Consider the following 26,304-nt stretch of genomic DNA (forward strand, 5'->3'; position numbering starts at 1 on the left):
GCCCCACGCCGGGCTATCGCTGCTGGCGGTCGCTGATGCTGACCGCCAGCTGTGCAGCTTCGACTTCGTCGGTGAGGTAGCGGCTGTGGCCCTCGGCATCGGTCACCCGGTAGACCACCCGGATATCCGGCCCACGCAGATGCTCGGGAATCTCGTCGCCCTGGAGCTTGCTCACGGTAACGCTCATGGCGGGGCTCCTTCATTTGGCATTGGCTGTCTGGAGTGTGACTGCGCCATCGCCAATCCGATCCTTGCCGTTCGCCGCACCGCGCCAGGGCTTTGCGCCCTGGCGCATCTCGCTAGGGCACCAGCACCGCAGCACCCTGGAAACGCCCGTTGCGCAGGTCATCCAGCGCCTGGTTGGCCTGCTCCAGCGGGTAGGCGTGGGTTTCGGTATGGATGCCGACCTGGGCGGCCACCGGAAAGAACTCCAGGCCGTCCTGGCGGGTGAGATTGGCCACCGAGACCACCTCGCGCTCCTGCCAGAGGATGTCGTAGGGAAAGCTCGGGATATCGCTCATGTGGATGCCGGCGCAGACCACCCGGCCACCCTTGCGCAGCGCGCGCAACGCGGCCGGCACCAGCTCGCCCGCCGGCGCATAGATGATCGCGGCATCCAGCGGCACCGGCGGCAGCTCGCCCGAATCACCGGCCCAGACCGCGCCCAGCGAGCGGGCGAAGTCCTGTGCCGCCAGGTCACCGGGGCGGCTGAAGGCGTAGACATCACGCCCCTGCCAGCGCGCCACCTGCATGACGATATGCGCCGCGGCACCGAAGCCGTACAGCCCGAGACGCTTGCCGTCACCGGCCTTGACCAGCGAACGCCAGCCGATCAGCCCGGCGCAGAGCAGCGGTGCCAGCGCCACGGGGTCGCCCTCCTCACCGAGGGCAAAGGCGAAGCGTGCGTCGGCCACCACGTATTCGGCGTAGCCGCCGGGCCGCGTGTAACCGGTGAACTGCGGCGCGTCGCAGAGGTTTTCCTCGGCGTGCTGGCAGTAGCTGCAGGTGCCGCAGGTGTGCCCCAGCCAGGGAATGCCGACCCGCTGGCCCGGCTCGAAGCCCGTCACGCCCTCGCCCAAGGCGTCGACCCGCCCGACGATCTCGTGGCCGGGAATGATCGGCAGCGGCGCCTCCGGCAACTCGCCATCCACCACGTGCAAGTCGGTGCGACAGACACCGCAGGCCAACACCCGCACGCGGACCTCGCCAGGCCCCGGTTGCGGCACGGGCAGCTCGCGCAGCTGCAAGGGTTGGCCAATCTGTTCCAGCAACATGGCACGCATCGACGTCTCTCCTTTCGTCTCCGGTCTGCTGCAGGGTAGGCCGATCGGCGGAAAAAGGCTCTAGGGACGGTTGTGAATCAAGGCGCTTCTACCGGGCTGAAGCCCACCGGCGATGCTCGGTACGGCCAGAAAGCCTCTACACTCGAAACGTCTTGCCATTTCCGGAGTACGACCCGATGACGCTTTCGCCCTTCCATCTCGCCATTCCCGTCTACGATCTGGCCGCCGCCCGTGCCTTCTACGGCGAGGCGTTCGGCTGTACCGAGGGCCGCAGCAGCGATCACTGGGTGGATTTCGATTTCTTCGGCCACCAGCTGGTGATCCACGAGGCGCCGAAGATGCCGCATCAGGAGGCGGCGCACAGCAACCCGGTGGATGGCCACGACGTGCCGGTGCCGCACTTCGGCGTGGTACTCGGCTGGGAGCAATGGGAGGCGCTGGCCGAGCGGCTGAAGGCGCGCGGCACGCGCTTCGTGATCGAGCCCTACGTGCGCTTCCAGGGCCAGGTCGGCGAACAGGCGACCATGTTCCTGCTCGACCCCTGCGGCAACGCCCTGGAGTTCAAGGCGTTCAAGGACATCGGCCAGCTGTTCGCCAAGTGAGGGGGATCAGCCGCGCTCGGCAAGGTGCTGGTCCTTGAGCTTGACGTAGTTGCCGGCGGTATAGCTGAAGAAGCTGCGCTCCTTGTCGGTCAGCGGGCGCGCCTGCTTCACCGGGCTGCCGACATAGAGGTAGCCCGACTCGAGCGTCTTGCCCGGTGGCACCAGGCTGCCGGCGCCGATGATCACCTCGTCCTCGACCACCACGCCGTCCATCACGATCGAGCCCATGCCCACCAGAATTCGGTTGCCCAGGGTGCAGCCGTGCAGCGTGACCTTGTGCCCGACCGTGACCTCGTCGCCGATGGTCAGCGGGAAGCCGTCCGGGTTGTACGGCCCGGCATGGGTGATGTGCAGCACGCTGCCGTCCTGGATGCTCGAGCGCGCCCCGATGCGGATGCGGTGCATGTCGCCGCGGATCACCGTGAGCGGCCACACCGAGCTGTCGGCGCCGATTTCCACATCGCCGATGACCACGGCGGAGTCGTCGACGAACACGCGCTCGCCCAGTGTCGGAGTGCTGTTTTGGTAGCTGCGTATCGCCACGATAGAAACCTCTTTGGCTGCGGGAAGGGTCGATTGTAATTAAGATGGCCGGCATTGCCGCTGCGGAGCCGGGCTGAGCAGCATGCCGCCCGCCGTGGTCAGAGTAACAACCGGCCGACCGGCGTTGAAAAAGCACGACAGCGCGTCCATCTAGGACATCTGCCTGCCACGTCCGGCCTCGCTCCAGCGAGCGGCCTGCAACCCTCTTCGTCACAAGGTGTCCCCGTGAGCGCGAACAATCCCCTGCTGCAACAATTCGACCTGCCGCCCTATTCCGAAATCCGTCCGGAACACGTCGAGCCGGCCGTCGACACCATCCTCGGCGACAACCGCGTGGCGATCCAGGAGCTGCTCAGCCGCCCGGCCGAAAGCCTGGACTGGCAGACCCTGGTGGTCGGGCTGGACGAGCTGAATGATCGCCTCGCCCGTGCCTGGGGGCCGGTCGGTCACCTCAACTCCGTGTGCAACAGCCCGGAATTGCGCACCGCCTACGAGGCCTGCCTGCCCAAGCTGTCGGCCTACTACACGGAACTGGGGCAGAACCGCGCGCTGTTCGAGGCCTACCAGGCGCTTGCCTCCGGCCCCGCGGCGGCCGGTTTCGAGGTGGCACAGAAGACCATCCTCGAGCATTCGCTGCGCGACTTCCGCCTGTCCGGTATCGACCTGCCGCCGGTCGAGCAGCAGCGCTTCGGCGCCATCCAGATGAAGCTTGCCGAGCTGGGCAGCAAGTTCTCCAACCAGCTGCTGGACGCCACGCAGGCCTGGACCCGGCACATCACCGACGAGGGCCTGCTGGCCGGCATCACCGACTCGGCCAAGGCGCAGATGGCCGAGGCGGCCAAGGCCAAGGGCCTCGACGGCTGGCTGATCACCCTGGAATTCCCCAGCTACTACGCGGTGATGACCTATGCCGACGACCGCGGACTGCGCGAGGAGGTCTACACCGCCTACTGCACCCGCGCCTCGGACCAGGGCCCGAATGCCGGGCAGTTCGACAACGGCCCGGTGATGGCCGAGATCCTCGAGCTGCGTCACGAGCTGGCCGGCCTGCTGGGCTATCGCAACTTCGCGGAGCTGTCGCTGGCGACCAAGATGGCCGAATCCACCGAGCAGGTACTGAGCTTTCTGCGCGACCTGGCGGTGCGCAGCAAGCCGTTCGCCGAACGCGACCTGGCCGAACTGCGCGCCTTCGCCGCCGAGCAGGGTCTGGATGACCTGCAGAGCTGGGACCTGGGCTACTACGCCGAGAAGCTGCGCCAGCAGCGCTACAGCCTGAACCAGGAAGAGCTGCGCGCCTACTTCCCGATCGACAAGGTGCTGTCCGGGCTGTTCGGCATCGTCCAGCGCCTGTATGGCATCCAGATCCATGAACTGGAGCAGTTCGACGGCTGGCACCCGGACGTGCGGCTGTTCGAGATCACCGAGAACGGCGAGCACGTCGGGCGCTTCTTCTTCGACCTCTACGCGCGGCCGAACAAGCGCGGCGGCGCCTGGATGGACGGCGCCCGCGACAAGCGCCGCACCGCAGACGGCACGCTGCAGACGCCGGTGGCCAACCTGGTCTGCAACTTCACCCCGCCGGTGGGCGAGCGCCCGGCGCTCTTGACCCATGACGAGGTCACCACGCTGTTCCACGAATTCGGCCACGGCCTGCACCACCTGCTGACCCAGGTCGAGCACGCTGGTGCGTCGGGCATCAACGGCGTGGCCTGGGATGCGGTGGAGCTGCCCAGCCAGTTCATGGAGAATTGGTGCTGGGATCCCGAAGGCCTGGCACTGATCTCCGGTCACTACCAGACCGGCGAAGCCCTGCCACAGGACAAGCTGGACATGATGCTGGCGGCGAAGAACTTCCAGTCCGGCATGATGATGGCGCGCCAGTTGGAGTTCTCCCTGTTCGACTTCGAACTGCACGCCACCCACGGTGACGGTCGCAGCGTGCTGGAGGTGCTCGAACACATCCGCGATGAGGTTTCGGTGATGCGGCCGCCGGCCTACAACCGCTTCCCCAACAGCTTCGCGCACATCTTCTCCGGCGGTTACGCCGCCGGTTACTACAGCTACAAGTGGGCCGAAGTGCTGTCGTCCGACGCCTTCTCGCGCTTCGAGGAGGAAGGGGTGTTCAACGCCGAGACCGGCCGCGCCTTCCGAGAGGCCATCCTGGCGCGTGGCGGCTCCCAGGAGCCGATGGTACTGTTCGTCGATTTCCGAGGCCGCGAGCCGTCCATCGACGCCCTGCTGCGCCACCTCGGGCTGGTAGCGGAGGCCGCAGCATGAGCAACGAAGTATCCCGAGTCACGACCAAGCGCTTCATCGCCGGGGCCGTATGCCCGGCGTGCAGCGGCACGGACTGCATCAAGATGTGGGATGTCGACGGTGTCCCGCACCGCGAATGCATCGACTGCGGCTATGCCGACACCCTCAACGCCCAGGGCCAGTCGGTACCCATGGAGCTGGGCACACGAGTGAACAAGGTCCAGCCCAAGCCGGCCAACCCGCAGGTGCAGTCGGTGCAGTTTTTTCCTAATCCGAAGTTGAAGAAGCCGGAGTAAGGGGTGCTGCACCTGACCTGCGGTGACCTGGCCGGCGATGGTGTTCGCAACCTGCTGGCCGACCGCGAACCGGGTGCGGAGGTCCGGGTGCTGCGCGATGACCTGGCAGTCGGCCCGCTGAGCGATGTGGACAGCCCGCCGTGCGCCGCCCGTGTCGCCTTCTGGGAGCAGCTGTGGCCTGACGAGCTGACGCCGCGCCCGCTGTTCGCCCACGACCTGGCTGCCGATGCGCGCTGGCTGGCAGAGCTCGCCGGGCAAGCCGACGGCGTGATCGTCTGGCATGGCGACAGTGCGTCCGAACAGCTGCTGCTGGCACGGGTCTGCGCGGCGTTGCAGGGCTGCCGGTTGCAAGAAGTGGCCTGCGGTACAGGCGACAGCCGCGCCGGTCGGCGCAAAGCGGTGTCCATGCATTCGCCCGAGGCGCTGGCGGCGCTCTACCGGCCACAGGCCGTTTCGGTGTCCCGCCAGACCGAGCTTGCCGCGGTCTGGCATCAGCAATGCGCCGGCACCTATGGCATTCGGCGCTGGGACAATGGGACCTTTAGCGGCGAAGACTATCAATTGATCGACGCGGCGCTGATCGCCGCCAGCCCGGATGAATTCGCACCGCTGGCGCGTGCGATGGCCGAGGTCATGGGCCATTGCGACGGTTTCTTCGCCACCGACCTCTTCCTCTACTGGCGCGCCCGCGAGCTGACTACCGCGGGGCATCTGGAATTACGGGGCGACCCCGCCGCCGGTTATCGTGATCTGCAGGTGCGCCGGAGGTGAAGGCGCACGCCGAACGATTCTGCTTCGCGGCCTCACGACAGACAGCGGTCACCGCCACGCCAGCGCTTACGCAGCCGCACCGCTGATAAAAAAGAACCCGCCGAGTGGCGGGTTCTTTTTCGGTGCCAGGCTCGCTCAGCCCTCAACCTTCGGCGTCGCCCGTCCCGGCTGCGGTGGCGAGGCAAACAGGCGCTTGAGCTTCATCGCCGGCGCTTCGATCAGGTGCCAGGACAGCGCGGCGAGGATCAGCGTCGGCACGAAGGCGATCAGCGTCAGGCCGAGCACGCCGACCTGCGGACCGAACAGGTAGACGGTGAGCTGCTGGAACGGGAAGGCGTAGATATACAGGCCGTAGGAGAAGTCGCCGTACTTGCCGAAACGCGACACCCAGGGCAGCGGCGCGTAGGCCAGGTAGAGCACCAGGTATGGCAGCGCGACGAAGTACACCAGCGGGCCGATGTCGGTGCGGAAGGTCGCCACCAGCGCGGCGAACAGCAGCGCCGCGATCCAGCCGCGCCAGGGAATGTCGTCGCGATAGAGGAACAGTGCCGAGCCGCTGTAATACAGCAGACCGAGCTTGAAGATGTTCTTGATGAAGTAGGACTCGATACCCAGCTTGCCCAGCAGCCAGAAGTGCCCGACCGCCAGCACCACGATCGGCAGGAAGATCAGGCGGCGCTTGAGAAAGCCGGTCAGGCCGAGAATCATCACGCCGATGTACATCAGCACTTCCAGCGGCAACGTCCACAGCGAACCGTTGACCACATCGGGATAGATGTTGCCGGTGAACACGCCAGGCAGTTCGTAGCGCGTCACCAGCAGGATGTTCTGCAGGTAGGTCCAGGTACCGTCGGCGGCCAGATAGCGACCGAGGCTGAACTGCGTGACCATCGGTCCGATGACGAAGACCGACAGCAGCACCGCGACGATCAGCGCCGGGAAGATGCGCAGTGCACGCTTGATCAGGAAGCTCTTCGGGCTGCTGCTGGCCAGCCAGGACGAGGCGATCAGGTAGCCGCTCATGACGAAGAAGATACCGACGGCGATCGAGCCGCCCTTCTCATAGCCGGTCAGCAGCGTCAGTAGTTCGTCTTCGCGACGGCCGACCAGCGGGTAGCTATGGGCGAACAGCACCAGAGCAGCGGCGAAGAAGCGCAGGAAATCGAAGTTGTTTCCCGGGTGTGGAAGGAACCGGTGGGATGCATGGTCTGCTCCTGACTGTCGGCAGTGGCTGGAAGCTGGAGTGCACGGGAGTGCAATGCCGGTACTGCCGGATCGGTCGCCGGAGGCGCCCTGATCATCCTTTTGTTTGTTTGCCGGCCGGCTCCAATTCGGGAAGCGCGGAAACCACAGCGCTCACCCGATCAGCCTCCTTTGTCCGGACCTGTAAGCAAATGTTCCCGAGGCAACCGACGGGCGGTAGCGGTTGCCATCGATCAGTTGGGCTGGCGCGCGGTCGACGAGCTGTTTACTGTATATATAAACAGCATTTGGCCACGACCATGACCCTGCCCATTTCCACACCACGCGGCCGCGGTACGGCGGTGAACCCGGACAACCGCTTCGCGCCCACGCGCAGCGAGGCCTACGACGATGGCTGGGAACAGGACGTCCCGCCGACCCGCGCCACCGAGGTGCGCCGCGAGATCGCCAAGTCGGTCCTGACGCGCAACCAGTCGCCGGACGTCGGTTTCGATCGCTCGGTCAATCCTTATCGCGGCTGCGAACATGGCTGCATCTACTGCTTTGCGCGGCCATCGCACGCGTACTGGGATCTTTCGCCGGGCATCGATTTCGAGACCCGGCTGATCGCCAAGACCAACCTTGCCGAACGGCTGGAGGCCGAGCTGAGCAAGCCGGGCTACGTGCCGCAGCCCATCGCCCTGGGGGTGAACACCGACGCCTATCAGCCACTGGAGCGCGAGCAGCGGCTGACGCGCCAGGCACTGGAAATCCTGCTGCGCTTCAGGCATCCGGTGCACATCATCACCAAGGGTTCGCTGGTGCTGCGCGACCTGGACCTGCTGGTGCCGCTGGCCGAGCAGCGGCTGGTCAGCGTGTCGGTCAGCCTCACGACCCTGGACGACGAACTCAAACGCATCATGGAGCCGCGCGCAGCCTCGCCTTCGGCGCGCCTGCGGGTATTGCGCACACTGCACGAGGCCGGCGTGCCGGTCAGCGTGATGTGCGCGCCGATGATCCCGATGATCAACGACATGGAGCTGGAGCGCCTGCTGGAAGCCGCCCGCGAAGCCGGTGCGCGTTCGGCCGGCTACGTGCTGCTGCGCCTGCCTCATGAAGTGGCCGGGCTGTTCGAGGGCTGGCTCGAGGAACACTTTGCGCAGCGCGCCGCCCATGTCATGAGCCTGGTGCGCCAGTCGCGCGGCGGCAAGGATTACGACAGCCGTTTCGGCAGCCGCATGCGCGGCGAGGGCCAGTTCGCCCAACTGCTCGCCCAGCGTTTCCAGCTGGCCTGCAAGCGGCTGGGCTTCAATCGGCGGGATCAGAATTACGGCCTGGATTGCAGCCGTTTCGTCGTGCCGGGACGGCAGATGCCGTTGCTCTGATTTCGCCGCGCCGGGATGCCAGTGCCATCATTGCGCTAGCGGGGCAATCGTCGCAAAGGCTCGTCCTAGAGCGGCTCGTTCAGTTTCAGTTAAGTCTCGCTGACTAGCCTCGAGGCAAATGTGACCAGCCAGTCACGCGGACCGCCTGCGGTCTGCGCGGCGCTGGCACGCCTTGCCCCTGCCCCAGGAGACCCAAGCCCATGCGTGAAATATTCACCGCCCGCGTCGAGCCCAGCAAAGCATCCGCCCAAGGCGGCCGGCATGCCCGAGACGAGAGCGCCGACGAATCCTTCGCCCACCTGGTCGATGGCTTTCGCCGCTTCCGTGCCGAGGTCTACCCCGAACAGCAGGCGCTGTTCGCCCGTCTGGCCAAGGCCCAGCAGCCGCGCGCGATGTTCATCACCTGCGCGGACTCGCGGATCGTTCCCGAGCTGATCACCCAGAGTTCGCCCGGCGACCTGTTCGTCACCCGCAACGTGGGCAACGTGGTGCCACCCTATGGCCAGATGAACGGCGGGGTTTCCAGCGCCATCGAGTACGCGGTGATGGCCCTCGACGTGCAACACATCATTGTCTGCGGGCATTCCGACTGCGGTGCGATGAAAGCGGTGCTCGACCCGGCCGGGCTGCAGCGCATGCCCACGGTGAAGGCCTGGCTGCGCCATTGCGAGGTGGCGCGCAGCCTGGTCGAGCAGAACTGCAGCTGCACGGCCGGCGAGGCCCTGGGCGTGCTTACCGAGGAGAACGTGGTGGCGCAGCTCGATCACCTGCGCACCCACCCTTCGGTCGCCGCCCGCCTCGCCGGCGGTCAGCTGTCGATCCATGGCTGGGTCTACTGCATCGAAACCAGCGAAATCCTCGCCTACGACGCCGGCACCGGCCGCTTCGCGCCGCTGGACGGCGACGGCCCGCTGCCGGTGGCAACGCCCGCACCGCGCTACCTGCAAGCCTGAACCAGCGGCCGAAAAGGCATTGGCTGTCACTCCCGGCGGCGCCGCTGGGCGTCGCCGCGTTGTCGAGGATTTCGAATGAATGCAGAAACGATCAAAGCAACATTGCCACGCGACCTAATGGCGTCCGTGGTGGTCTTCCTGGTGGCGCTGCCGCTGTGCATGGGCATTGCCATCGCTTCGGGCCTACCGCCCGCCAAGGGCGTCATCACCGGTATCGTCGGCGGGCTGGTGGTGGGCTGGCTGGCCGGCGCGCCGCTGCAGGTCAGTGGCCCGGCCGCGGGCCTCACGGTGCTGGTCTTCGAATTGGTGCAGCAATATGGCGCCGCGATGCTCGGCCCGATCCTGCTGCTGGCCGGCGCGCTGCAGCTGCTGGCCGGGCGGCTGAAGCTGGGTTGCTGGTTCCGCGTTACCGCACCGGCCGTGGTCTACGGCATGCTGGCGGGCATCGGCATCCTCATCGTGCTGTCGCAGTTGCACGTGATGATGGATGCGCAGCCGGAAGCCTCCGGACTGGACAATCTCGGCGCCTTTCCCGCAGCGCTGTGGGCGGCCCTGCCGTTCTCTGGCGGCAACGGCATGGCCGCCGCCTCCCTCGGCCTGCTGACCATCGCCTGCATGTGGACATGGGATCGGCTCAGGCCTCAGCGTCTGCGTCTGCTGCCCGGCGCGCTGCTCGGTGTCGCGGCGGCGACGCTGGTGGGGCTGTGGCTGGGGCTCGACGTGCGCCGTGTCGAGGTGCCCGACAACCTTGCCGACGCCATCAGCTGGCTGCAGCCGGCCGATCTGCTGGCGTTCGCCGATCCCGGCCTGCTGGTCGCGGCGCTGGCCGTGGCCTTTATCGCCAGCGCCGAAACCCTGCTGTCCGCCGCCGCGGTCGATCGCATGCACCAGGGCCCGCGGGCCGATTTCGACCGCGAGCTCACCGCGCAGGGCGTCGGCAACATGCTCTGCGGCGTGCTCGGCGCGCTGCCGATGACCGGCGTGATCGTGCGCAGCTCGGCCAACGTGCAGGCCGGCGCGCGTACGCGGCTGTCGGCCATGCTGCATGCGCTCTGGCTGCTGGCCGCGGTGGTGCTGCTGGCCGCGCTGCTGGAGCAGATTCCGGTGGCGAGCCTGGCCGGTGTGCTGGTCTACACCGGGCTCAAGCTGATCGACCTGGACGCGCTGCGCCAGCTCGGCCGTTACGGCCGCATGGCCATGCTGATCCATGTCGCCACCGCGCTGACCATCGTCGCCACCGACCTGCTGACCGGCGTGCTGCTGGGCTTCGCGCTGACACTGGCGCAGCTGGCCTGGCAGGCGTCGCGACTGAAGATCGGCGTGGTGCGCGACGGCCGCCGGGTCGAGCTGCGCATGCAGGGTGCGGCGACCTTTCTTCGCGTGCCGCAGCTCGCCCGCGCACTGCAGGGCGTGCCGCAGGATGCCTGGCTGCATGTACCGATGGCGCACCTGCGCTACATCGATCACGCCTGCATGGAGCTGCTGGAGGAATGGCAGCGCGCCAACCAGGCCAGCGGCGCACGGTTGATCATCGAAGCGCGGGCGCTGACCCGGCGGGTCGAAGGCCGGCGTCGACAGGCCGCACATCTCGCCGCAGCCGCCGCCGGGAACTAATCGGGGCGGCCAAGCCCTCATCTTTCAGGCATCAACATGTGCACCTTGCAGGCAGCGCATCGGGCGAACCGGTGCGCTGCCTGCGCTTGCGGAGGATGAATTGGACGTCTTTATCGATCTGCTGCAATGGCCGGCCATGGCGGTCACGGTGATCGCCGCCTGGCTGATCGGCTCGCTGCGACCCGGCCGGCGCTTCGTCGGCTTCTGCTGTTTCCTGCTGAGCAACCTGCTCTGGGTGATCTGGGGCTGGCACGCCGAGGCCTGGGCGCTGATCGTCCTGCAGGTCTGCCTGGCGGCGATGAACATTCGCGGCGTGAAGAAGAACGAAGACCCCGCACAGCCCGAGCCAGACACGCCCCGCGCTTAAATTGCGAGAGTGGGATCGCTGTCTATACTCCGAATCGTAGGCGTACCTGATTGAGTTCCGACTGCGCGTGCAAGCGTCCAGTCGGCCACCGGGCCTTCCGGTGGTCGTGCTGGGCAGAATCGGACTGATCGAGAACGTAGCTGGCATGACGGGAATGGTTTCCCCGGCCAGCCGATTCTCGGCGGTGCGATGGCGGTCGGCGGGATAACAAGAATCATAAGGGGAACCCGCAATGTCTCGACATCCATGCATCTGGATGGGGCTTGGGCTTTCGGCAGTATTTGGCCAGGCCCAGGCGGCCTGGGACGTGAACATGCGCTCCGGCGCCACTGACGTCAGTCGGTCGGTGTTCGATCTGCACATGACCATCTTCTGGATCTGCGTGGTCATCGGCGTGCTGGTGTTCGGCGTCATGATCTATTCGATGATCGCGCACCGCCGCTCCAAGCGTCAGCAATCGGCCAACTTCCACGAAAACACCCGCGTCGAGGTGCTCTGGACGGTCATCCCGCTGCTGATCCTGGTGGGCATGGCGATCCCGGCGACGCGCACGCTGATCCACATCTACGACTCCAGCGAATCGGACGTGGATGTGCAGATCACCGGCTACCAGTGGAAGTGGCACTACAAGTATTTGGGCGAGGACGTGGAGTTCTTCAGCAACCTCACCACGCCGCGCGAGCAGATCAACAACCAGTCGCCCAAGGGCGAGCATTACCTGCTGGAAGTCGACGAGCCGCTGGTGATCCCGGCCGGTGCCAAGGTCCGCTTCCTGATCACCGCGGCGGACGTGATCCACTCCTGGTGGGTACCGGATCTGGCGGTGAAGAAGGACGCCATTCCCGGTTTCATCAATGAATCCTGGACCCGCGTCGAGCAGCCGGGCATCTACCGCGGCCAGTGCACCGAACTCTGCGGCAAGGACCACGGCTTCATGCCGGTGGTGGTGGAGGTCAAGTCGCAGGAGGACTACGCCAGCTGGCTCGGCGAGAAGAAGGCCGAGGCCGCCAAGCTGGCTGAACTGACCAGCAAGGAATGGACGCTGGAAGAGCTCTCCGAGCGCGGCCAGAAGGTCTACCAGACCGCCTGCGCCTCGTGCCACCAGGCCGGGGGCGAAGGCATCCCGCCGATGTTCCCGGCCCTCAAGGGCTCGGCCATCGCCACCGGCGACGTCGAGGCGCACATCGACATCGTCGTCAACGGCAAGCCGGGCACCGCCATGGCGGCGTTCGGCAAGCAGCTGTCGGAGGTCGATCTGGCTGCCGTCATCACCTACGAGCGCAACGCCTGGGGCAACAACACGGGCGACATGGTCACGCCGAAAGACGTGCTCGACTTCAAACAGGCCGAAGAAGCCACCCAGTAAGAGGATCAGGTGATGAGTGCAGTGATCGACGACCATGGTCATGTCGGGCATGACCACCACCACGGCCCGGCGAAGGGGCTATCGCGCTGGCTGCTGACCACCAATCACAAGGACATCGGCTCGATGTACCTGTGGTTCAGCTTCTGCGCCTTCCTGCTCGGCGGCTCGATGGCCATGGTGATCCGCGCCGAACTGTTCCAGCCGGGCCTGCAGATCGTGCAGCCGGAATTCTTCAACCAGATGACCACCATGCACGGCCTGATCATGGTGTTCGGCGCGGTAATGCCGGCCTTCGTCGGCCTGGCCAACTGGATGATCCCGCTGATGATCGGCGCACCGGACATGGCGCTGCCGCGGATGAACAACTTCAGTTTCTGGCTGCTGCCGGCGGCCTTCGGCCTGCTGGTTTCGACCCTGTTCATGGAAGGCGGCGGGCCGAACTTCGGCTGGACCTTCTATGCGCCGCTGTCGACGACCTACGCGCCGGAGTCGGTGACCTTCTTCATCTTCGCCATCCACCTGATGGGCATCAGCTCGATCATGGGTGCGATCAACGTGATCGCCACCATCCTCAACCTGCGCGCGCCAGGCATGACGCTGATGAAGATGCCGCTGTTCGTCTGGACCTGGCTGATCACCGCCTTCCTCCTGATCGCGGTGATGCCGGTGCTGGCCGGCGTGGTGACCATGATGCTGATGGACATCCACTTCGGCACCAGCTTCTTCAGCGCCGCCGGTGGCGGCGACCCGGTGCTGTTCCAGCACGTGTTCTGGTTCTTCGGCCATCCCGAGGTGTACATCATGATCCTGCCGGCCTTTGGCGCGGTCAGCTCGATCATCCCGGCGTTCAGCCGCAAGCCGCTGTTCGGCTACACCTCGATGGTCTACGCCACCGGCGCGATCGCCTTCCTCTCCTTCATCGTCTGGGCGCACCACATGTTCACCGTCGGCATCCCGCTGACCGGCGAGCTGTTCTTCATGTACGCCACCATGCTGATCGCCGTGCCCACCGGGGTGAAGGTGTTCAACTGGGTGTCGACGATGTGGCGCGGCTCGCTGACCTTCGAGGCGCCGATGCTGTTCGCCGTGGCCTTCGTCATCCTCTTCACCATCGGCGGCTTCTCCGGGCTGATGCTGGCCATCGCCCCGGCGGACTTCCAGTACCACGACACCTACTTCGTGGTGGCGCACTTCCACTACGTGCTGGTGCCGGGGGCGATCTTCGGCATCTTCGCCTCGGCCTACTACTGGCTGCCGAAGTGGACCGGGCACATGTATGACGAGACCCTGGCCAAGCTGCATTTCTGGATGAGCTTCATCGGCATGAACCTGGCGTTCTTCCCGATGCACTTCGTTGGCCTGGCCGGCATGCCGCGACGCATCCCCGACTACAACATGATGTTCGCCAACTTCAACATGGTCTCCAGCGTCGGCGCCTTCATGTTCGGCGCCACTCAGCTGCTGTTCCTGTTCATCGTCATCAAGTGCATCCGCGGCGGCGCACCCGCACCGGCCAAGCCCTGGGACGGCGCAGAGGGACTGGAATGGAGCGTGCCCTCGCCGGCGCCCTACCACACCTTCCAGGTGCCGCCGGACATGAGCCATGTGCACGAGCACCGCAAGGGCACCGGCGGGGAGCTGACGCCGTGAGCATGCATCGGGGTGTGACCGGAGGTTGCCGGGCCGCCCGCAACCCTCGATCGGGGAGGCTGCCATGAACGAGGCCCTGTCCACTCGGCGGCTGGTCCGCCGCCTGGTGTTCGTCGTGATCGCCATGTTCGGCTTCGGCTTCCTGCTGGTGCCGATCTACGACGTGATGTGCCAGGCCTTCGGCATCAACGGCAAGACGGCTGGCGCCTACACCGGCGTGCAGAGCGCCGACGAGGCGCGTGCGGTGCGGGTGCAGTTCCTTGCCACCAACGCCGCCGGCATGCAGTGGCAGTTCGGCCCGCAGGCCGACCAGATCAGCGTGCACCCCGGCGCCACCCAGGAGATCCGCTTCGTCGCCTACAACCCCACCGACAAGCCGATGACCGCCCAGGCGATTCCCAGCGTCTCGCCGTCACGGGCGGCCGCCTACTTCCACAAGACCGAGTGCTTCTGCTTCACCCAGCAGGTGTTGCAGCCGGGCGAGCGCATCGAGATGCCGGTGCGCTTCATCGTCGATCGCGACCTGCCCGCCGACGTGCATCACCTGACCCTCGCCTACACGCTGTTCGACATCACGTCCCGCCAGCCGCCGGTGGCCGTCAACGCCGCATCGGCCCCGGCCAAGGAGAGTCTGCAATGAGCCAACAGACCACCCACGAGCAGTACTACGTTCCCGATCAGAGCAAATGGCCGATCATTGCCACCATCGCCCTGCTGGTCACCTTCTATGGCCTGGGCAGCTGGTTCAACGACCTCAAGGCCGCCCGTGATTCGTCCAACGGGCCACTGATCTTCTTCGTCGGCGCGCTGCTGATCGCCTACATGATGTTCGGCTGGTTCGGCGCTGTGGTGAAGGAAAGCCGCGCGGGGCTGTACAGCGCACAGATGGATCGCTCGTTCCGCTGGGGCATGAGCTGGTTCATCTTCTCGGAGGTGATGTTCTTCCTCGCCTTCTTCGGCGCGCTCTTCTACATCCGCTACTGGACCGGCCCCTGGCTCGCCGGCGAGGGCGACAAGGGCATCAGCAACATGCTCTGGCCCGGCTTCGAGTACAGCTGGCCGCTGCTGAACAACCCCGACCCGAAGCTCTACCCGGCGCCGGAGGGCACCATCAGCGCCTGGGGCCTGCCGCTGATCAACACCATCCTGCTGGTCAGCTCCAGCTTCACCCTGACCTGGGCGCACCATGCGCTGCGCAAGAACAATCGCCAGCACCTGAAGATCGGCCTGGGCCTGACCGTGCTGCTCGGCGTGGCATTCCTGATCCTGCAGATCGAGGAGTATGTGCACGCCTACACCGAACTCGGGCTGACGCTGGGCTCGGGCATCTATGGCGCGACCTTCTTCATGCTCACCGGCTTTCACGGCGCCCACGTAACCATGGGCGCGATCATCCTCACGGTGATGCTGGTGCGCATCCTGCGCGGGCACTTCAGCCCGGAGCAGCACTTCGGTTTCGAGGCGGCGGCCTGGTACTGGCACTTCGTCGACGTGGTGTGGATCGCGCTGTTCGTGTTCGTCTACGTGATCTAGGGAGCTCTCAGAAACCGAAGGCGGGGCGTAGCTGCCCCGTATAGAAACCCCAGCCGATCAGCGCGACGGTCAGCGCGCTGAGGGTGACGCGGATGAACAGGGCCGTGATCACGCGGGAGGTACGCCCCTCATCCCTGACCAGGAAGAACAACCCACTGAACAGACTGACCAGCGTGGCCACTAACAACAGAACGATCGCCGCCTTGAGCATGAGCGATTCCACGACAGGGGTATTGGGGGTGGAGTATAGCCAGCCGTATCGACGCATCAGGGTGCCGGCCATGAGCGGCTTCAGGCCGGGGCTGCTGCCGACCCTGCTGGTACTGGCCATGCTGCCGGTACTGGTGTGGCTGGGTTTCTGGCAGCTGGAACGCGGTGAGCACAAGCGCGAGCTGCTGGAGCGCCAGCAAGCCCGTCAGCAGGCCGCACCGCTGGCGCCACACGAGATCGAACAGCTGAACGATCCGGCCTTCGCCCGGGTGTTCCTGCAGGGTCGCTTCGATGCCGAGCACAGCTTCCTGCTCGACAGCCGCACCCGCGACGGCCAGGTCGGCGTCGAACTGCTGCAACCCTTCCATGACGAACTCAGCGGCCGCTGGGTGATGGTCAACCGGGGCTGGATTCCCTGGCCGGACCGCCGCGTGCCGCCGGCCTTCGACACGCCGACGCAGCCGTTGAAGCTCGCCGCCTGGGTCTACGTTCCGCCGGGCAAGCCGTTCGTATTCAGCCATCGAGCGGCCGAGGGCTGGCCGCGGTTGATCAACCATGTGGACATCGAGGCGATGTGGCAGCAGGCGGGGCGCGAGGGGGTGATCCACGAGCTGCGCCTGGAGCCGGGTCCGAGCGCCTATCGTGCCGACTGGGCGATCACCAGCATGAGCCCGTCGCAGCACCTGGGTTACGCCGTGCAGTGGTTCGCCCTCGCAGCGGCACTGCTGGCGCTGTTCATCTATTTCGGTGTGCATCAGGCACGGGGGAAGCGCAGTGAGCACGATGAATCCAACCCTCTCCAGCGGTGAAGGGAAACGCGGCCGCGGTCGGCTGCAACTGCTGCTGATCATCGGCGTGGTGCTCGGCCCGATGCTGCTGGCTTCGGCCATGTACCGTTTCGGCTTCTGGGTGCCGGAAAGCCGCAGCTATGACGGCGTGCTGATCGCCAACGGCCAGGACCGTGCGGCCATCGGCGTCAGCGCTACAGCGCCCGAGCGCCGCTGGGAGCTGCTGGTCACCGCGCCGCAGGGTTGCGAGGCCCAATGCCAGCAACTGGTCTACCTGGCCCGCCAGATCAATATCGGCCTGGCCCGCGAAGCGGCCCGCGCCGGCCATGCACTGGCCAGCGCGACGGCGCTGGACGAAGCCTACGAACAGCGCCTGCGTCGCGAATACCCGCAGCTGCAACGCCATACGCTGGACGCCGCCGTCTATGCCCGCAACCCCGAGGCACCCGCCACCCCCCAACTGTGGATCGTCGACCCCCACGGCAATCTGGTGCTGCGCTACGACGTCGGCGCCGACGGCAAGGCGATTCTCGACGACCTGAAATACCTGCTGAAGATCTCGCAGATCGGCTGAGGCACTGCGCCGCTGCGCTGCGGTCCCAAACAGGCCGCCCCAAGGAGAACCCGATGGCCAGACCCGGATACCGCCTCGCCCTGATTGCCACCGCGCTGGCCGTGGTGGTCGTGCTGCTCGGTGCCTACACGCGGCTGACCCACGCCGGCCTCGGCTGCCCGGACTGGCCCGGCTGCTACGGTTTCCTTGCCGTGCCCATGAGCGAACACAAGCAGAACCTTGCCGCGCTGCGCTTTCCCGATGCACCGCTGGAGGTGCGCAAGGGCTGGAACGAGATGGTCCATCGCTATTTCGCCGGCGCCCTCGGGCTGGTGATCCTCGCCCTTGCGGTACAGGCGATACGCCGTCGCGGCCAGCCCGGGCAACCGCTGAAGTTGCCGCTGCTGCTGCTCGCGGTGGTCATCGCCCAGGCGATCTTCGGCATGTGGACGGTGACCCTGCAGCTCTGGCCGCAGGTAGTCACCGCGCACCTGCTCGGGGGGTTCACTACGCTCAGCCTGCTGTTTCTGCTGTGCCTGCGACTGTCCGGCGCGCTTGCTCCCTTGCCGGCCGTGGACGGTCGTCTGCGCAGATTCGCCGGCATCGCCCTGCTCGCGGTGGTGGCGCAGATCACCCTGGGCGGTTGGGTCAGCAGCAACTATGCGGCGGTGGCCTGCACCGATTTCCCCACCTGCCACGGCGAATGGTGGCCGCGGATGGACTTTGCCAACGCCTTCAACCTGACCCACCACGACATCGGCCCCAACTACCTGGGCGGCCTGCTCTACGGCGAGGCGCGCACGGCGATCCATGTCAGCCACCGCATCGGTGCGCTGCTGGTGACGCTGGTGTTGCTGCTGCTCGCCGCCATGCTCATGCGCCGCGGCCTCGGCCGCCTGGCCGGGCTGCTCATCGCCGCGCTGGCGCTACAGGTCGGCCTGGGTATCAGCAACGTGGTCTTCAACCTGCCGCTGGCGGTGGCCGTCGCGCACAACGGCGGCGGTGCCGCGCTGCTGCTGGTGCTGGTACTGGTCAATTACCGGCTGCGCCAGCCTGCACATGCCACCCGGCAAACCGAGCCTGCATCGATTTCGAACACGACGGGGCAGCTCGATCTGCCCCGCGCATGACCACAAGGAGAACCCCAATGGCGACTCTACTCAGCGAACGCGGCGCCCAGGCCAGCTGGCGCGACTACCTGGAGCTGACCAAGCCGAAGGTGGTGCTGCTGATGCTCATCACCTCGCTGGTGGGCATGTTCCTCGCCACCCGCGCCGGTGTGCCCTGGACGGTGCTGCTGTTCGGCAACCTCGGCATCGCCCTGTGCGCCGGCGGCGCGGCGGCGGTGAACCATGTGGTGGACCGGCAGATCGATTCGGTGATGGCCCGCACCCACAAGCGGCCCCTGGCCGAAGGCCGGGTCTCGCCGGCGGCGGCACTGACCTTCGCCTTCGTCCTCGGCGTCAGCGGGCTGGCCCTGCTGCTGACCTTCACCAACGCCCTCGCCGCCTGGCTGACGCTGGCCTCGCTGATCGGTTACGCGGTGATCTATACCGGCTTCCTCAAACGTGCCACGCCGCAGAACATCGTCATCGGCGGCCTGGCCGGCGCCGCGCCGCCCCTGCTCGGCTGGGTCGCGGTAACCGGCCAGGTCACCGCCGAACCGCTGCTGCTGGTGCTGATCATCTTCGCCTGGACGCCGCCGCACTTCTGGGCCCTGGCGATCCACCGCAAGGACGAGTACGCCAAGGTCAACGTGCCGATGCTGCCGGTGACCCATGGCGTGCACTACACCAAGGTGCACATCCTGCTCTACACCGCCATGCTGCTGGCGGTCAGCTTCATGCCCTTCGCCATTCACATGAGCGGCCCGCTATACCTGGCCGCCGCGGTGCTGCTGGGCGCGCGCTTCCTCTACTGGACCATCGTGCTATACCGCGACAGCCGGCCACATGCGGCAATCAAGACGTTCAAATTCAGCATCTGGTACCTGTTCGCGCTGTTCATCGCGCTGCTGGTTGATCATTATCTGCTACTCGATTTCTAGTGGCCTGTGCGGTGAGCGGGTTGGGGCAAGTTCGGATGAACATGGCTCCGAGACAAGGCGCTGCGACGAGTCATAGCGAGCTATGGCAAGGAGCAGCAACGCAGTGTCGGGGCCATGGGCGCCGAAATTGACCAACTGAGCTCACCAAACAGGCCACCCAGTCGCCCAAAGGACGTTCATGACCCGCATCCAGAAAACCGTCTTCATCCTCGTTGCGCTGATCGCGCTGGTCGTCGGGCTGACGGTTTCCAAGGTGCTCAACAGCCAGCGCCAGCTCGATCCCACCCAGCTGCTGGACGCCGGCATCGTCCTGCTGCCGCAGAGCCGCCCGGTGCCGGCGCTGAGCCTGACGGATCAGGACGGCGAAGCGGTGCAGCTGGACGCGTTGAAGGGGCAATGGACGCTGCTGTTCTTCGGCTACACCTTCTGCCCGGACATCTGCCCCACCACGCTGGCCGAGCTGCGCCAGCTCAACGGCATGCTGCCGGAGACGGTGCGCGGCCAGTTGCGCACCATACTGGTCAGTGTCGATCCGGACCGCGACACGCCCGCGCAGCTCAAGGAATACCTCGGCTATTTCAACGCCGGCTTCCAGGGCCTGACCGGCCCGCTGGACGATATCCAGACTCTGGCCAACGGCGTCGGCATTCCCTTCATTCCGGGGGATACCAGCAAGGAGAACTACACCGTCGACCACAGCGGCAACTTGGTCCTGATCGGCCCGGACGGCCGCCAGCGCGGCTTTATCCGTTCGCCCTTGCGGGTGCAGAAACTGGCCGAGCAGTTGCCTGAGCTGGTCAACCGGGCGGAGTGAGAAACACGAGCCTGTTGGCCATCATGGCTCACCGACCGGATTTGCCGACGCTGCATTCCCCCTGCGTGGTTCACGCAGCGACGCGCTGATGCGTGCGCGTCGCTTGCGCCACCAGATCACCACCCCGGTCACCGACAGCACCGCGATCGCCACGCCCAGCACGGCGATCAGGATGCGACCCGGCAAGCCGAGAATGCGCCCGCCGTGGATCGCCGGTTGCAGCAGGTGGAACTGCTGCCCCAGCGTGCCCTGGCCAGGAATCTCCTGGCCGAGCAGGCGCCCGTCGGTGCCGTGGAAGAACAGCCAGGCATTGCCCTGATTGCTGTCGTGCTCGCCGAAACCGGCGCCATAGAAGTTGTACTCGAAGCTGTAGTACAGCTCGGTGATCGCTTCGGTCAGGCCGAGCTCGGCGGCGTGCTGCATGGCGTAGTCGTACGCCTGGTGGAAGTCGTAGGCGGTAGTGCCCAACTGCTCGGCCGGCATCCGCCCGCGGGCCTCATAGACGCTCGGCTCAACGGGCGAGAACAGTGAGACCACCGGCTTGAACACCTGCTCCGGCAGGTTCATCGCCACGCTGCTGACCGCCACTGGCGTGAGCAGCAGCCACAGCCACAGGCCGCCGGCGCGGTGCACGTCGTGGTTCATGCGCTGGCGCTTGATCTTCCAGGCCGTCCACCACTTGGAAAAGAACGGCCGGCCGCGAGGGAAGGTCAGCACCAGCGAGACGAAGCAATCGATTACCCAGGCGATCGCCACGATGCCCATCAACCACAGCCCCCAGTTGCCCGGCAGCGACAGGTTGTAATGGAACTCGAGAATGAAGGGCACGAAGTTCTTGCGCGAGAAGCAGCACTCGCCCCAATAGCGCGTCCCCACCGGCTCGCCAGTCACCGCATCGAGGTAATGCACCACGGGTCGTTCGTCATAGGGCTTGCCGGTCGCCGGATCGTCGCGCGGCACCAGCGCCATCAGCGCGGCGTGGCCGGGTTCGCTGGGAAACTCCATGTACCAGACCTGCATGCGCGGGTTGGCCTGCTCGACGCGCTCCACCAGCGTCCCCGGCGACAGCACCGGCCCCTCACTGGTGGTGTGGTAGAACTCCGGGTTGAGCCATTCATCCAGCTCGTGATGGAAGGCCAGGATGCTGCCGGTAATGCCGGCGAGAAACAGGAAGATCGCCGTGGCCAGGCCGATGTAGCGGTGCAGGAGCACAAGAATCGAACGCATCGTCGGTTGTCCGTCTTTCAGAAAGCACAAAGCCGCCGGCCTTTGGGGACCGGCGGCGGCTCAGCGTTATCAGAAGTCGTAGGTCACGGTAGCCATGACATTGCGCGACTCGCCGTAATAGCACTGGCTCAGGCTGTTGCACGCAGCGACGTATTTTTCGTCGGTGAGGTTGTTCAGGTTCAGGCGCACGCCAACCCCCTGCAGCCCCACGTGGGACAGGTCGTAGCCGAGCATCGCGTCATACAAGGTGTAGGACGGGATGCGCAGGGTGTTCTCTGCGTCCGCCCAGCTCTTGCCGAAGTAGCGCGCCCCACCGCCCACCTGAAGACCGGCCAGCGGCCCCTGATCGAAGGTGTAGTCGGTCCACAGCGAAGCCATGTTGCGCGCCACCGCATTCGGCGTGTTGCCGCGGTTGTTGACGCCAGCAGCGCCGGTGAAGTCCTTGGAGTATTCGACGTCCATGTAGGTGTAGCTGGCGATCAGGTTGACCTGCTCGATGGGCCGCAGGCGCGCTTCGACTTCCACGCCCTTCGAGGTGAGCTCACCCACTGCGCGGTAGAAGTTCTCGTTGGAGTCCTTGTTCGCCAGGTTGGACTGCTTCAGGTCGAAATAGGAGATGGTGTAGAGATCATCGGTACCCAGCGGCTGGTACTTCAGACCAACCTCGTACTGCTCACCCTCGGTAGGTTCGAGCAGGGTGATGTCGAAGCCGCCGCTGCCGTTGGCGTTGTAGGCTGCAGTGGCATTGGGGTTGAACGACTCGGAATAGCTGGCGTAGGGCGACAGGCCGTTGTCGAAGGCATAGAGCACGCCGACGCGACCGGTGAACTGCTCCAGCTTGGCGCTATCGGACTGATCGCCGTAAGTTGCATCGTTGGTGTGATCGAAGGACACATCCACCCAGTCCTGGCGCACGCCCAACGAGAAGCGCCAGTTGTCGAGGCTGATCAGGTCCTGCACATAGAGGCCGGTCTGCTCCAGCTTGCGCGTTTCGTCGTATTGGTAATAGAACACCGGGCTGCCAGCGCTAACGGCACCCGTGTAGGGATTGATCGATGGCAAACCGGCGCCCGCGTCGTAATTGACCCTCGCCTTGCGCCGCTGGTAGTCGAGGCCGGTGACCAGGGTGTGGCTGAGTGCGCCGGTATCGAAGAGAAACTGCAGCTGGTTGTCGATGGTCCAGGCGTGCAGCGCTTCGTCGGCCCCGGTGTAGTAGCGCACCAGCTCATCGGAACCCGGGGCCACATAGCCGTACTGATACACCTGCCCCGAGTCCACGGTGGAGTCCAGGTACTGGAAGTTTTGCCGCGCTGACACGACATCGTTGAAACGATGCTCGAGCTGATAGCCGATCATCTGCTGGTCGCGCTCGAACTTCTCGTAATCCCTGTCACCCTCGAAGAAGCTGCGCGAGATGCGCTGACCGTTGTGCGACGTCACCGTGCCGTCGGCCGGCAACCCACCGTGGTAGCCGCTTTCCGGATCGCGTTGCAGCATCGCCAGCAGGGTCAGGCGGGTGTCGTCGGTGAAGTCGATGCTCACCGAGGGCATCACCGCATAGCGCTGCTCCTCGATGCCATCGACCTGGTTGTCGGCATCCTTGGCCACGCCCACCAGGCGATAGGCGATGCGCTCGTCGTCCAGCGGGCCGGTGAAGTCGAACGCAGCCTGCTTGTAATCGTGGCTGCCGTAGGAGAACTGCAGCTGGCGGCTGGCTTCCTTCTGCGGCTTCTTGCTGGTCATCGCCACCAGGCCACCCGGCAGGCTACGGCCATAGAGCACCGAGGACGGTCCCTTGAGAATGTCGATGCGCTCGATGAAGTACGGATCGACCTGCAGAGTGCTGTAGGTGCCGCTGTCGCCCAGCAGCTTCTGGCCGTCGAGGTAAAGGTTGTCCACCGAGCCGTCGGTGATGCCGCGCATGGCGACATAGTCGTAGCGGGTGGTGGCGCCATAGGGCGTGCTCATCAGGCCCGGCGTGTAGCGCACCGCCTGAGCGATGGAGCGCGAGCCCTGATCCTCGATCTGCTGGCGGGTGACCACCGAGACGGTTTGCGAGGTCTCTACCAGCGGCATGCTTGTCTTGGTCGCCACGCTGCTATGCGTCGCGTTGTAGCCTTCCATCGAACCCAGCGCATTGCCCAGAGCGAAGCCTTCGACGGTCATCGATTGCAGCTCGACGGCATCGCTCTGTGCCGTACGGCGGCTCAGCGAGTAGTTGCCCTGGCCGTCGCGCACGGCTTGCAGGCCGCTGCCCTGCAGCAGTGCGGCAAACCCGTCGTCGACGCCGTACTGGCCGCGCAGCCCGTTCGTTTCCAGGCCTTGCAGCAAGCTGCCGTCCACCGATAGCAGCACCCCGGCCTCGCCGGCGAAGCGGCTCAGTGCGCTGGACAGCGGGCCAGCGGGGATGTCGTAGCTGCGCACCGCCTGCTGGGTCGTCGACTGGGCGTTGGCCAGGCCGGGAGCGATGCTCAGGGGCAGGCACAGCAGCGCGGCGCGGATACCCAGCGCCAGGGCACGGGAACGGTCGGGAAGGAAGGGCAAGGCGGTCGAGCGCATGGGAAGTCCTGTTCGAATGACGGGTTTCGTCCTATGCCCGGCGAGAATCCGGAAAGGGAACTGCAGATGCGAATATTTTTTATTCGCGTAAGCGTTGGCTCAGACACCTGCCTGCTTGGGCAACGGTTCCAGGCTGACCCACCAGGCCATGCGCCGCTCGATGCGCACAGGCAACGTAGCGGCAAGGGCTTGCAGTACACGGTCGGTATCGGCCAGCGGGAACGCCCCGACCACACGCAGATCGGCGATCCGTGGATCGCAACCGAGGTAGCCGTGGCGATAGCGCGACAGTTCGGCGAGGAAGTCCTCGAGACGCTGGTTGTCGGCCAGCAGCACCCCGGTCGCCCAAGCCTGGTGCTCGGCGCGCGCAGCAGCCAGCGGCCCGACATGGCGACGGTCGAACGCAGCCTGCTGGCCGGCAGGCACGCTGGTCACGCCGAAACCCTCGAGTTGAATGTCCACGACGCCAGCGAACACGCTGAGACGCGTGCGCCCTTCTTCCTGGCGCAGCGAAAAGCGCGCGGCTTGCTCGCTGCGCACATGCCCCTCGCGACTGCTCAACACCAACGGTCGTCCGCGCCGGCTGGCGGGCGCGTCGATCAGCAGTTCGCCATGCTGCAGCGACAGCCTCCGCTCCTTCGCGTCGAAGCGGATATCCAGCGCCGAGTCGGTGTTCAGCCATAACCGGGTGCCATCGGCCAGGCGCAGATCACGAACCTCACCGACGGCGGTGCGCTCATCGGCCGCCCAACGCTGCCAGGGCAGCGCACCGCCTGCGACGGTCAGGACTGCTCCGCCGCAGACCACAGAGAGCACCTTCAACACCTGCCGCCGGGTCGACTGCCGTTGCTGCAGCATGGCCCCGGCGGCTCGGCCGATGGCGTCGCTGGTCAACGGCTGAAACTGGCCGCTGATGCGCTCGACCTTCGCCCACGCCTGGGCGTGTTCCGGCTGCTCCAGCCATGCCGCCCACGCGCGGCGCTCGCTGGCGCTGACCGAGCCGGACTGCAGCAGGGCGAACCATTCGGCAGCCTGCTGCAACACGCGGTAGTCGCTGCCCATCAGTCCTCCGCTACCAGCATCAGGCAATGCAGCATGGCCTGCGCCATGTACTTCTTCACCATGCGCTCGGATACGCCCAGTTCGGTGGCGATAGCCGCGTAGGTCATGCCGTGCAGCTGCGACATGAGGAAAGCGCTGCGCACCCTGGTGGGCAGCTGCGCCAGCATGGCATCGATCCGCAGCAGGGTTTCGACGATCAGCGCCTGGGACTCCGGCGACGGTGCCACCGGCTCCGGTTGCAGTGCCAGTGCATCCAGATAAGCCTGCTCGATCTGCCGGCGGCGCCAATGGTTGATCAACAGGCCCTTGGCGATGGTGTGCAGATAGGCCCGGGGCTCGCGGATCGCGGCCATGTCGTCGTCTTTGCTCAGCACCCGCACGAAGGTGTCCTGCGCGAGGTCGGCCGCACGCTGACTACAGCCGAGCTGACGGCGCAGCCAGCCATTCAACCAGCCGTGGTGATCAGCGTAGAACCGATGCAGCATCTGCTGCCGAAGCATACCTTCTGTTGCCATGCGGCCTCCCATGAGCGCTGCAGCGGTTAATGCTAACGCTTCTCAACAACACAAATCCACGGGTAACCGCTGCACGGCGCCATTCAGCCGTCGAAGGTGGATCAGGCTACCGTCTGGTTCAGGCTCGACTAGGCTGAAAAGCATCACCGAATCGGAGCTCGAACCATGACCTACCTGCCGCGCCTGGCCGCCCTCTCTCTCCTGTCGCTGACGCTGCTGCCGGCGCATGCGCAACCGAAGATCCTCCCCGGCCTGTGGGAGTTCAGCAGTGGCGATATCCAGGTCGATGGCCAGCAGATGCCCGGTATGGACGCGATGCTGCAGCAGATGCAGAACCTGCCGGCGGACCAGCGGCGGATGATGGAAGAGATGCTCGCCGCCCAGGGAGTTAAGCTCGGCGGCAAGGGTGTGCAGATCTGCCTGAGCAAGGCCCAGGTCGAGGCGGACGAGTTGCCCTTCAAGGACGATCCGGCGTGCACTCAGGAAATCACCGAGCGTGGCGACAAGCTCTGGAAGTTCCGTTTCGAATGCCCCGACGCCCGTGGCCAGGGCGAGACACGCTTTATCAGCGACAAGGAGTTCGTCAGCACCGTGGACAGCGAATACCGCCAGGGCACTGAAACCGGCAGCTCACGGATCGAGTCCCATGCGCGCTGGATTGCCGATGATTGCGGCACGCTGAAGCCGGCACGCTGACTCGAGGTTCCACGTGAAACCCCCATGCCTGC

26 protein-coding genes and 1 pseudogene are annotated in these 26,304 nt (G+C 65.7%); 18 read left to right on the forward strand and 9 right to left on the reverse strand.

Going from position 1 to position 26,304, the window contains the following annotated elements; all coding sequences use genetic code 11:
- Nucleotides 1–13: 13 nt before the first annotated feature.
- Both VF716_RS08685 and VF716_RS08690 read right to left on the reverse strand, forming a co-directional pair.
- Nucleotides 14–187, reverse strand: a complete 174-nt coding sequence (locus VF716_RS08685; RefSeq protein ID WP_013984493.1) for a hypothetical protein — start codon at nucleotides 185–187, stop codon at nucleotides 14–16.
- A 112-nt stretch (nucleotides 188–299) separates the two neighbouring features.
- The gene (locus tag VF716_RS08690; protein ID WP_340067546.1) at nucleotides 300–1,283 is read right to left on the reverse strand and encodes a zinc-dependent alcohol dehydrogenase family protein; all 984 of its coding nucleotides are present in this window, start codon (nucleotides 1,281–1,283) and stop codon (nucleotides 300–302) included.
- Nucleotides 1,284–1,459: 176 nt separating this feature from the next.
- On the opposite strand from VF716_RS08690, the gene VF716_RS08695 reads away from it, so the two are divergent.
- Nucleotides 1,460–1,885, forward strand: a complete 426-nt coding sequence (locus tag VF716_RS08695; RefSeq protein ID WP_079327913.1) for a VOC family protein — start codon at nucleotides 1,460–1,462, stop codon at nucleotides 1,883–1,885.
- Nucleotides 1,886–1,891: 6 nt separating this feature from the next.
- Here VF716_RS08695 and VF716_RS08700 read toward each other — a convergent pair whose 3' ends face one another.
- A complete protein-coding gene (locus tag VF716_RS08700) occupies nucleotides 1,892–2,428 on the reverse strand; it encodes a gamma carbonic anhydrase family protein (RefSeq protein WP_013984495.1) in 537 nt (178 codons plus the stop codon).
- Between the two features lie 225 nt (nucleotides 2,429–2,653).
- Between VF716_RS08700 and prlC the strand changes: the two genes are divergently transcribed.
- Genes prlC through VF716_RS08715 form a run of 3 tightly spaced genes read left to right on the forward strand, consistent with a single transcriptional unit; the run spans nucleotide 2,654 to nucleotide 5,751 of the window.
- Nucleotides 2,654–4,705 carry an oligopeptidase A gene (prlC, locus tag VF716_RS08705; protein WP_017244945.1) on the forward strand — a complete coding sequence of 684 codons (2,052 nt, stop codon included), beginning with the start codon at nucleotides 2,654–2,656 and terminating at the stop codon, nucleotides 4,703–4,705.
- Nucleotides 4,702–4,980: a YheV family putative zinc ribbon protein gene (locus VF716_RS08710; protein ID WP_013984497.1), complete on the forward strand. Its 279-nt coding sequence runs from the start codon at nucleotides 4,702–4,704 to the stop codon at nucleotides 4,978–4,980. Before prlC ends, VF716_RS08710 begins: the two co-directional genes overlap by 4 nt.
- A gap of 3 nt (nucleotides 4,981–4,983) precedes the next feature.
- On the forward strand, nucleotides 4,984–5,751 hold the full coding sequence (locus tag VF716_RS08715) for a DUF1835 domain-containing protein (protein ID WP_125912701.1): 768 nt from the start codon (nucleotides 4,984–4,986) through the stop codon (nucleotides 5,749–5,751).
- A 135-nt stretch (nucleotides 5,752–5,886) separates the two neighbouring features.
- On the opposite strand, the pseudogene VF716_RS08720 reads toward VF716_RS08715, so the two are convergent.
- Nucleotides 5,887–6,956 (reverse strand): annotated as a pseudogene (locus VF716_RS08720) (acyltransferase family protein).
- Between the two features lie 297 nt (nucleotides 6,957–7,253).
- On the opposite strand from VF716_RS08720, the gene VF716_RS08725 reads away from it, so the two are divergent.
- The 8 genes from VF716_RS08725 to VF716_RS08760 all read left to right on the forward strand — a co-directional run bounded on the left by VF716_RS08725 (nucleotide 7,254) and on the right by VF716_RS08760 (nucleotide 15,801).
- Complete coding sequence (locus VF716_RS08725; RefSeq protein WP_026006531.1) at nucleotides 7,254–8,318, forward strand: PA0069 family radical SAM protein; 1,065 nt, start codon at nucleotides 7,254–7,256, stop codon at nucleotides 8,316–8,318.
- 200 nt (nucleotides 8,319–8,518) lie between these two features.
- Nucleotides 8,519–9,271: a carbonic anhydrase gene (locus tag VF716_RS08730; protein WP_011915161.1), complete on the forward strand. Its 753-nt coding sequence runs from the start codon at nucleotides 8,519–8,521 to the stop codon at nucleotides 9,269–9,271.
- A 75-nt stretch (nucleotides 9,272–9,346) separates the two neighbouring features.
- Complete coding sequence (locus VF716_RS08735) at nucleotides 9,347–10,885, forward strand: SulP family inorganic anion transporter (protein WP_017244941.1); 1,539 nt, start codon at nucleotides 9,347–9,349, stop codon at nucleotides 10,883–10,885.
- A 100-nt stretch (nucleotides 10,886–10,985) separates the two neighbouring features.
- A complete protein-coding gene (locus VF716_RS08740; protein ID WP_106442552.1) occupies nucleotides 10,986–11,252 on the forward strand; it encodes a hypothetical protein in 267 nt (88 codons plus the stop codon).
- A gap of 232 nt (nucleotides 11,253–11,484) precedes the next feature.
- Nucleotides 11,485–12,618, forward strand: a complete 1,134-nt coding sequence (coxB, locus tag VF716_RS08745) for a cytochrome c oxidase subunit II (protein ID WP_017244940.1) — start codon at nucleotides 11,485–11,487, stop codon at nucleotides 12,616–12,618.
- A 12-nt stretch (nucleotides 12,619–12,630) separates the two neighbouring features.
- Nucleotides 12,631–14,268 carry a cytochrome c oxidase subunit I gene (gene ctaD, locus VF716_RS08750; RefSeq protein ID WP_013984505.1) on the forward strand — a complete coding sequence of 546 codons (1,638 nt, stop codon included), beginning with the start codon at nucleotides 12,631–12,633 and terminating at the stop codon, nucleotides 14,266–14,268.
- Between the two features lie 64 nt (nucleotides 14,269–14,332).
- Nucleotides 14,333–14,908, forward strand: a complete 576-nt coding sequence (locus VF716_RS08755) for a cytochrome c oxidase assembly protein (protein WP_011915166.1) — start codon at nucleotides 14,333–14,335, stop codon at nucleotides 14,906–14,908.
- Entirely contained in the window at nucleotides 14,905–15,801 is an 897-nt protein-coding gene (locus VF716_RS08760; protein WP_011915167.1) for a cytochrome c oxidase subunit 3, read from the forward strand. Before VF716_RS08755 ends, VF716_RS08760 begins: the two co-directional genes overlap by 4 nt.
- Nucleotides 15,802–15,808: 7 nt before the next feature.
- On the opposite strand, the gene VF716_RS08765 is transcribed toward VF716_RS08760, so the two are convergent.
- Nucleotides 15,809–16,012, reverse strand: coding sequence for a twin transmembrane helix small protein (locus VF716_RS08765; RefSeq protein WP_013984507.1), 204 nt, complete (start codon nucleotides 16,010–16,012; stop codon nucleotides 15,809–15,811).
- Nucleotides 16,013–16,082: 70 nt separating this feature from the next.
- On the opposite strand from VF716_RS08765, the gene VF716_RS08770 reads away from it, so the two are divergent.
- From VF716_RS08770 to VF716_RS08790, 5 genes are all read left to right on the forward strand, one after another.
- A complete protein-coding gene (locus VF716_RS08770; RefSeq protein ID WP_013984508.1) occupies nucleotides 16,083–16,820 on the forward strand; it encodes an SURF1 family protein in 738 nt (245 codons plus the stop codon).
- Entirely contained in the window at nucleotides 16,795–17,373 is a 579-nt protein-coding gene (locus VF716_RS08775; RefSeq protein WP_020308372.1) for a hypothetical protein, read from the forward strand. Before VF716_RS08770 ends, VF716_RS08775 begins: the two co-directional genes overlap by 26 nt.
- Before the next feature lie 53 nt (nucleotides 17,374–17,426).
- Nucleotides 17,427–18,482, forward strand: coding sequence for a COX15/CtaA family protein (locus tag VF716_RS08780; RefSeq protein ID WP_013984510.1), 1,056 nt, complete (start codon nucleotides 17,427–17,429; stop codon nucleotides 18,480–18,482).
- 17 nt (nucleotides 18,483–18,499) lie between these two features.
- Nucleotides 18,500–19,399, forward strand: a complete 900-nt coding sequence (cyoE, locus tag VF716_RS08785; protein ID WP_068506074.1) for a heme o synthase — start codon at nucleotides 18,500–18,502, stop codon at nucleotides 19,397–19,399.
- A 178-nt stretch (nucleotides 19,400–19,577) separates the two neighbouring features.
- Nucleotides 19,578–20,213 carry an SCO family protein gene (locus VF716_RS08790; protein WP_011915173.1) on the forward strand — a complete coding sequence of 212 codons (636 nt, stop codon included), beginning with the start codon at nucleotides 19,578–19,580 and terminating at the stop codon, nucleotides 20,211–20,213.
- 21 nt (nucleotides 20,214–20,234) lie between these two features.
- Here VF716_RS08790 and VF716_RS08795 read toward each other — a convergent pair whose 3' ends face one another.
- The 4 genes from VF716_RS08795 to VF716_RS08810 all read right to left on the reverse strand — a co-directional run bounded on the left by VF716_RS08795 (nucleotide 20,235) and on the right by VF716_RS08810 (nucleotide 25,576).
- A complete protein-coding gene (locus tag VF716_RS08795; protein ID WP_068506073.1) occupies nucleotides 20,235–21,440 on the reverse strand; it encodes a PepSY-associated TM helix domain-containing protein in 1,206 nt (401 codons plus the stop codon).
- A 69-nt stretch (nucleotides 21,441–21,509) separates the two neighbouring features.
- On the reverse strand, nucleotides 21,510–23,999 hold the full coding sequence (locus VF716_RS08800) for a TonB-dependent siderophore receptor (protein ID WP_068506072.1): 2,490 nt from the start codon (nucleotides 23,997–23,999) through the stop codon (nucleotides 21,510–21,512).
- A gap of 99 nt (nucleotides 24,000–24,098) precedes the next feature.
- A complete protein-coding gene (locus tag VF716_RS08805; RefSeq protein WP_068506071.1) occupies nucleotides 24,099–25,061 on the reverse strand; it encodes a FecR domain-containing protein in 963 nt (320 codons plus the stop codon).
- The gene (locus tag VF716_RS08810; protein WP_011915177.1) at nucleotides 25,061–25,576 is read right to left on the reverse strand and encodes a sigma-70 family RNA polymerase sigma factor; all 516 of its coding nucleotides are present in this window, start codon (nucleotides 25,574–25,576) and stop codon (nucleotides 25,061–25,063) included. The genes VF716_RS08805 and VF716_RS08810 overlap by 1 nt, the downstream gene beginning before the upstream one ends.
- 165 nt (nucleotides 25,577–25,741) lie before the next feature.
- Here VF716_RS08810 and VF716_RS08815 point away from each other — a divergent pair, with 165 nt between their 5' ends.
- The gene (locus VF716_RS08815) at nucleotides 25,742–26,272 is read left to right on the forward strand and encodes a DUF3617 domain-containing protein (protein WP_413970430.1); all 531 of its coding nucleotides are present in this window, start codon (nucleotides 25,742–25,744) and stop codon (nucleotides 26,270–26,272) included.
- The last annotated feature ends 32 nt before the right edge of the window (nucleotides 26,273–26,304 follow it).

This window comes from Stutzerimonas sp. Brlt_14 (assembly GCF_051948915.1).
Taxonomy (GTDB): domain Bacteria; phylum Pseudomonadota; class Gammaproteobacteria; order Pseudomonadales; family Pseudomonadaceae; genus Stutzerimonas; species Stutzerimonas stutzeri.

What these genes read in the sequence shown, in the direction of transcription:
- ctaD (WP_013984505.1), top strand. Translation starts at nt 12,631, where the DNA reads ATGAGTGCAGTGATCGACGACCATGGTCATGTCGGGCATGACCACCAC.
- VF716_RS08690 (WP_340067546.1), bottom strand. Translation starts at nt 1,283, where the DNA reads ATGCGTGCCATGTTGCTGGAACAGATTGGCCAACCCTTGCAGCTGCGC.
- VF716_RS08790 (WP_011915173.1), top strand. Translation starts at nt 19,578, where the DNA reads ATGACCCGCATCCAGAAAACCGTCTTCATCCTCGTTGCGCTGATCGCG.
- VF716_RS08800 (WP_068506072.1), bottom strand. Translation starts at nt 23,999, where the DNA reads ATGCGCTCGACCGCCTTGCCCTTCCTTCCCGACCGTTCCCGTGCCCTG.
- VF716_RS08815 (WP_413970430.1), top strand. Translation starts at nt 25,742, where the DNA reads ATGACCTACCTGCCGCGCCTGGCCGCCCTCTCTCTCCTGTCGCTGACG.
- VF716_RS08805 (WP_068506071.1), bottom strand. Translation starts at nt 25,061, where the DNA reads ATGGGCAGCGACTACCGCGTGTTGCAGCAGGCTGCCGAATGGTTCGCC.
- VF716_RS08765 (WP_013984507.1), bottom strand. Translation starts at nt 16,012, where the DNA reads ATGCTCAAGGCGGCGATCGTTCTGTTGTTAGTGGCCACGCTGGTCAGT.
- VF716_RS08730 (WP_011915161.1), top strand. Translation starts at nt 8,519, where the DNA reads ATGCGTGAAATATTCACCGCCCGCGTCGAGCCCAGCAAAGCATCCGCC.
- VF716_RS08780 (WP_013984510.1), top strand. Translation starts at nt 17,427, where the DNA reads ATGGCCAGACCCGGATACCGCCTCGCCCTGATTGCCACCGCGCTGGCC.
- VF716_RS08685 (WP_013984493.1), bottom strand. Translation starts at nt 187, where the DNA reads ATGAGCGTTACCGTGAGCAAGCTCCAGGGCGACGAGATTCCCGAGCAT.
- VF716_RS08775 (WP_020308372.1), top strand. Translation starts at nt 16,795, where the DNA reads ATGAATCCAACCCTCTCCAGCGGTGAAGGGAAACGCGGCCGCGGTCGG.
- VF716_RS08725 (WP_026006531.1), top strand. Translation starts at nt 7,254, where the DNA reads ATGACCCTGCCCATTTCCACACCACGCGGCCGCGGTACGGCGGTGAAC.
- VF716_RS08735 (WP_017244941.1), top strand. Translation starts at nt 9,347, where the DNA reads ATGAATGCAGAAACGATCAAAGCAACATTGCCACGCGACCTAATGGCG.
- coxB (WP_017244940.1), top strand. Translation starts at nt 11,485, where the DNA reads ATGTCTCGACATCCATGCATCTGGATGGGGCTTGGGCTTTCGGCAGTA.
- VF716_RS08755 (WP_011915166.1), top strand. Translation starts at nt 14,333, where the DNA reads ATGAACGAGGCCCTGTCCACTCGGCGGCTGGTCCGCCGCCTGGTGTTC.
- VF716_RS08695 (WP_079327913.1), top strand. Translation starts at nt 1,460, where the DNA reads ATGACGCTTTCGCCCTTCCATCTCGCCATTCCCGTCTACGATCTGGCC.
- VF716_RS08770 (WP_013984508.1), top strand. Translation starts at nt 16,083, where the DNA reads ATGAGCGGCTTCAGGCCGGGGCTGCTGCCGACCCTGCTGGTACTGGCC.
- cyoE (WP_068506074.1), top strand. Translation starts at nt 18,500, where the DNA reads ATGGCGACTCTACTCAGCGAACGCGGCGCCCAGGCCAGCTGGCGCGAC.
- VF716_RS08760 (WP_011915167.1), top strand. Translation starts at nt 14,905, where the DNA reads ATGAGCCAACAGACCACCCACGAGCAGTACTACGTTCCCGATCAGAGC.
- VF716_RS08710 (WP_013984497.1), top strand. Translation starts at nt 4,702, where the DNA reads ATGAGCAACGAAGTATCCCGAGTCACGACCAAGCGCTTCATCGCCGGG.
- VF716_RS08795 (WP_068506073.1), bottom strand. Translation starts at nt 21,440, where the DNA reads ATGCGTTCGATTCTTGTGCTCCTGCACCGCTACATCGGCCTGGCCACG.
- VF716_RS08810 (WP_011915177.1), bottom strand. Translation starts at nt 25,576, where the DNA reads ATGGCAACAGAAGGTATGCTTCGGCAGCAGATGCTGCATCGGTTCTAC.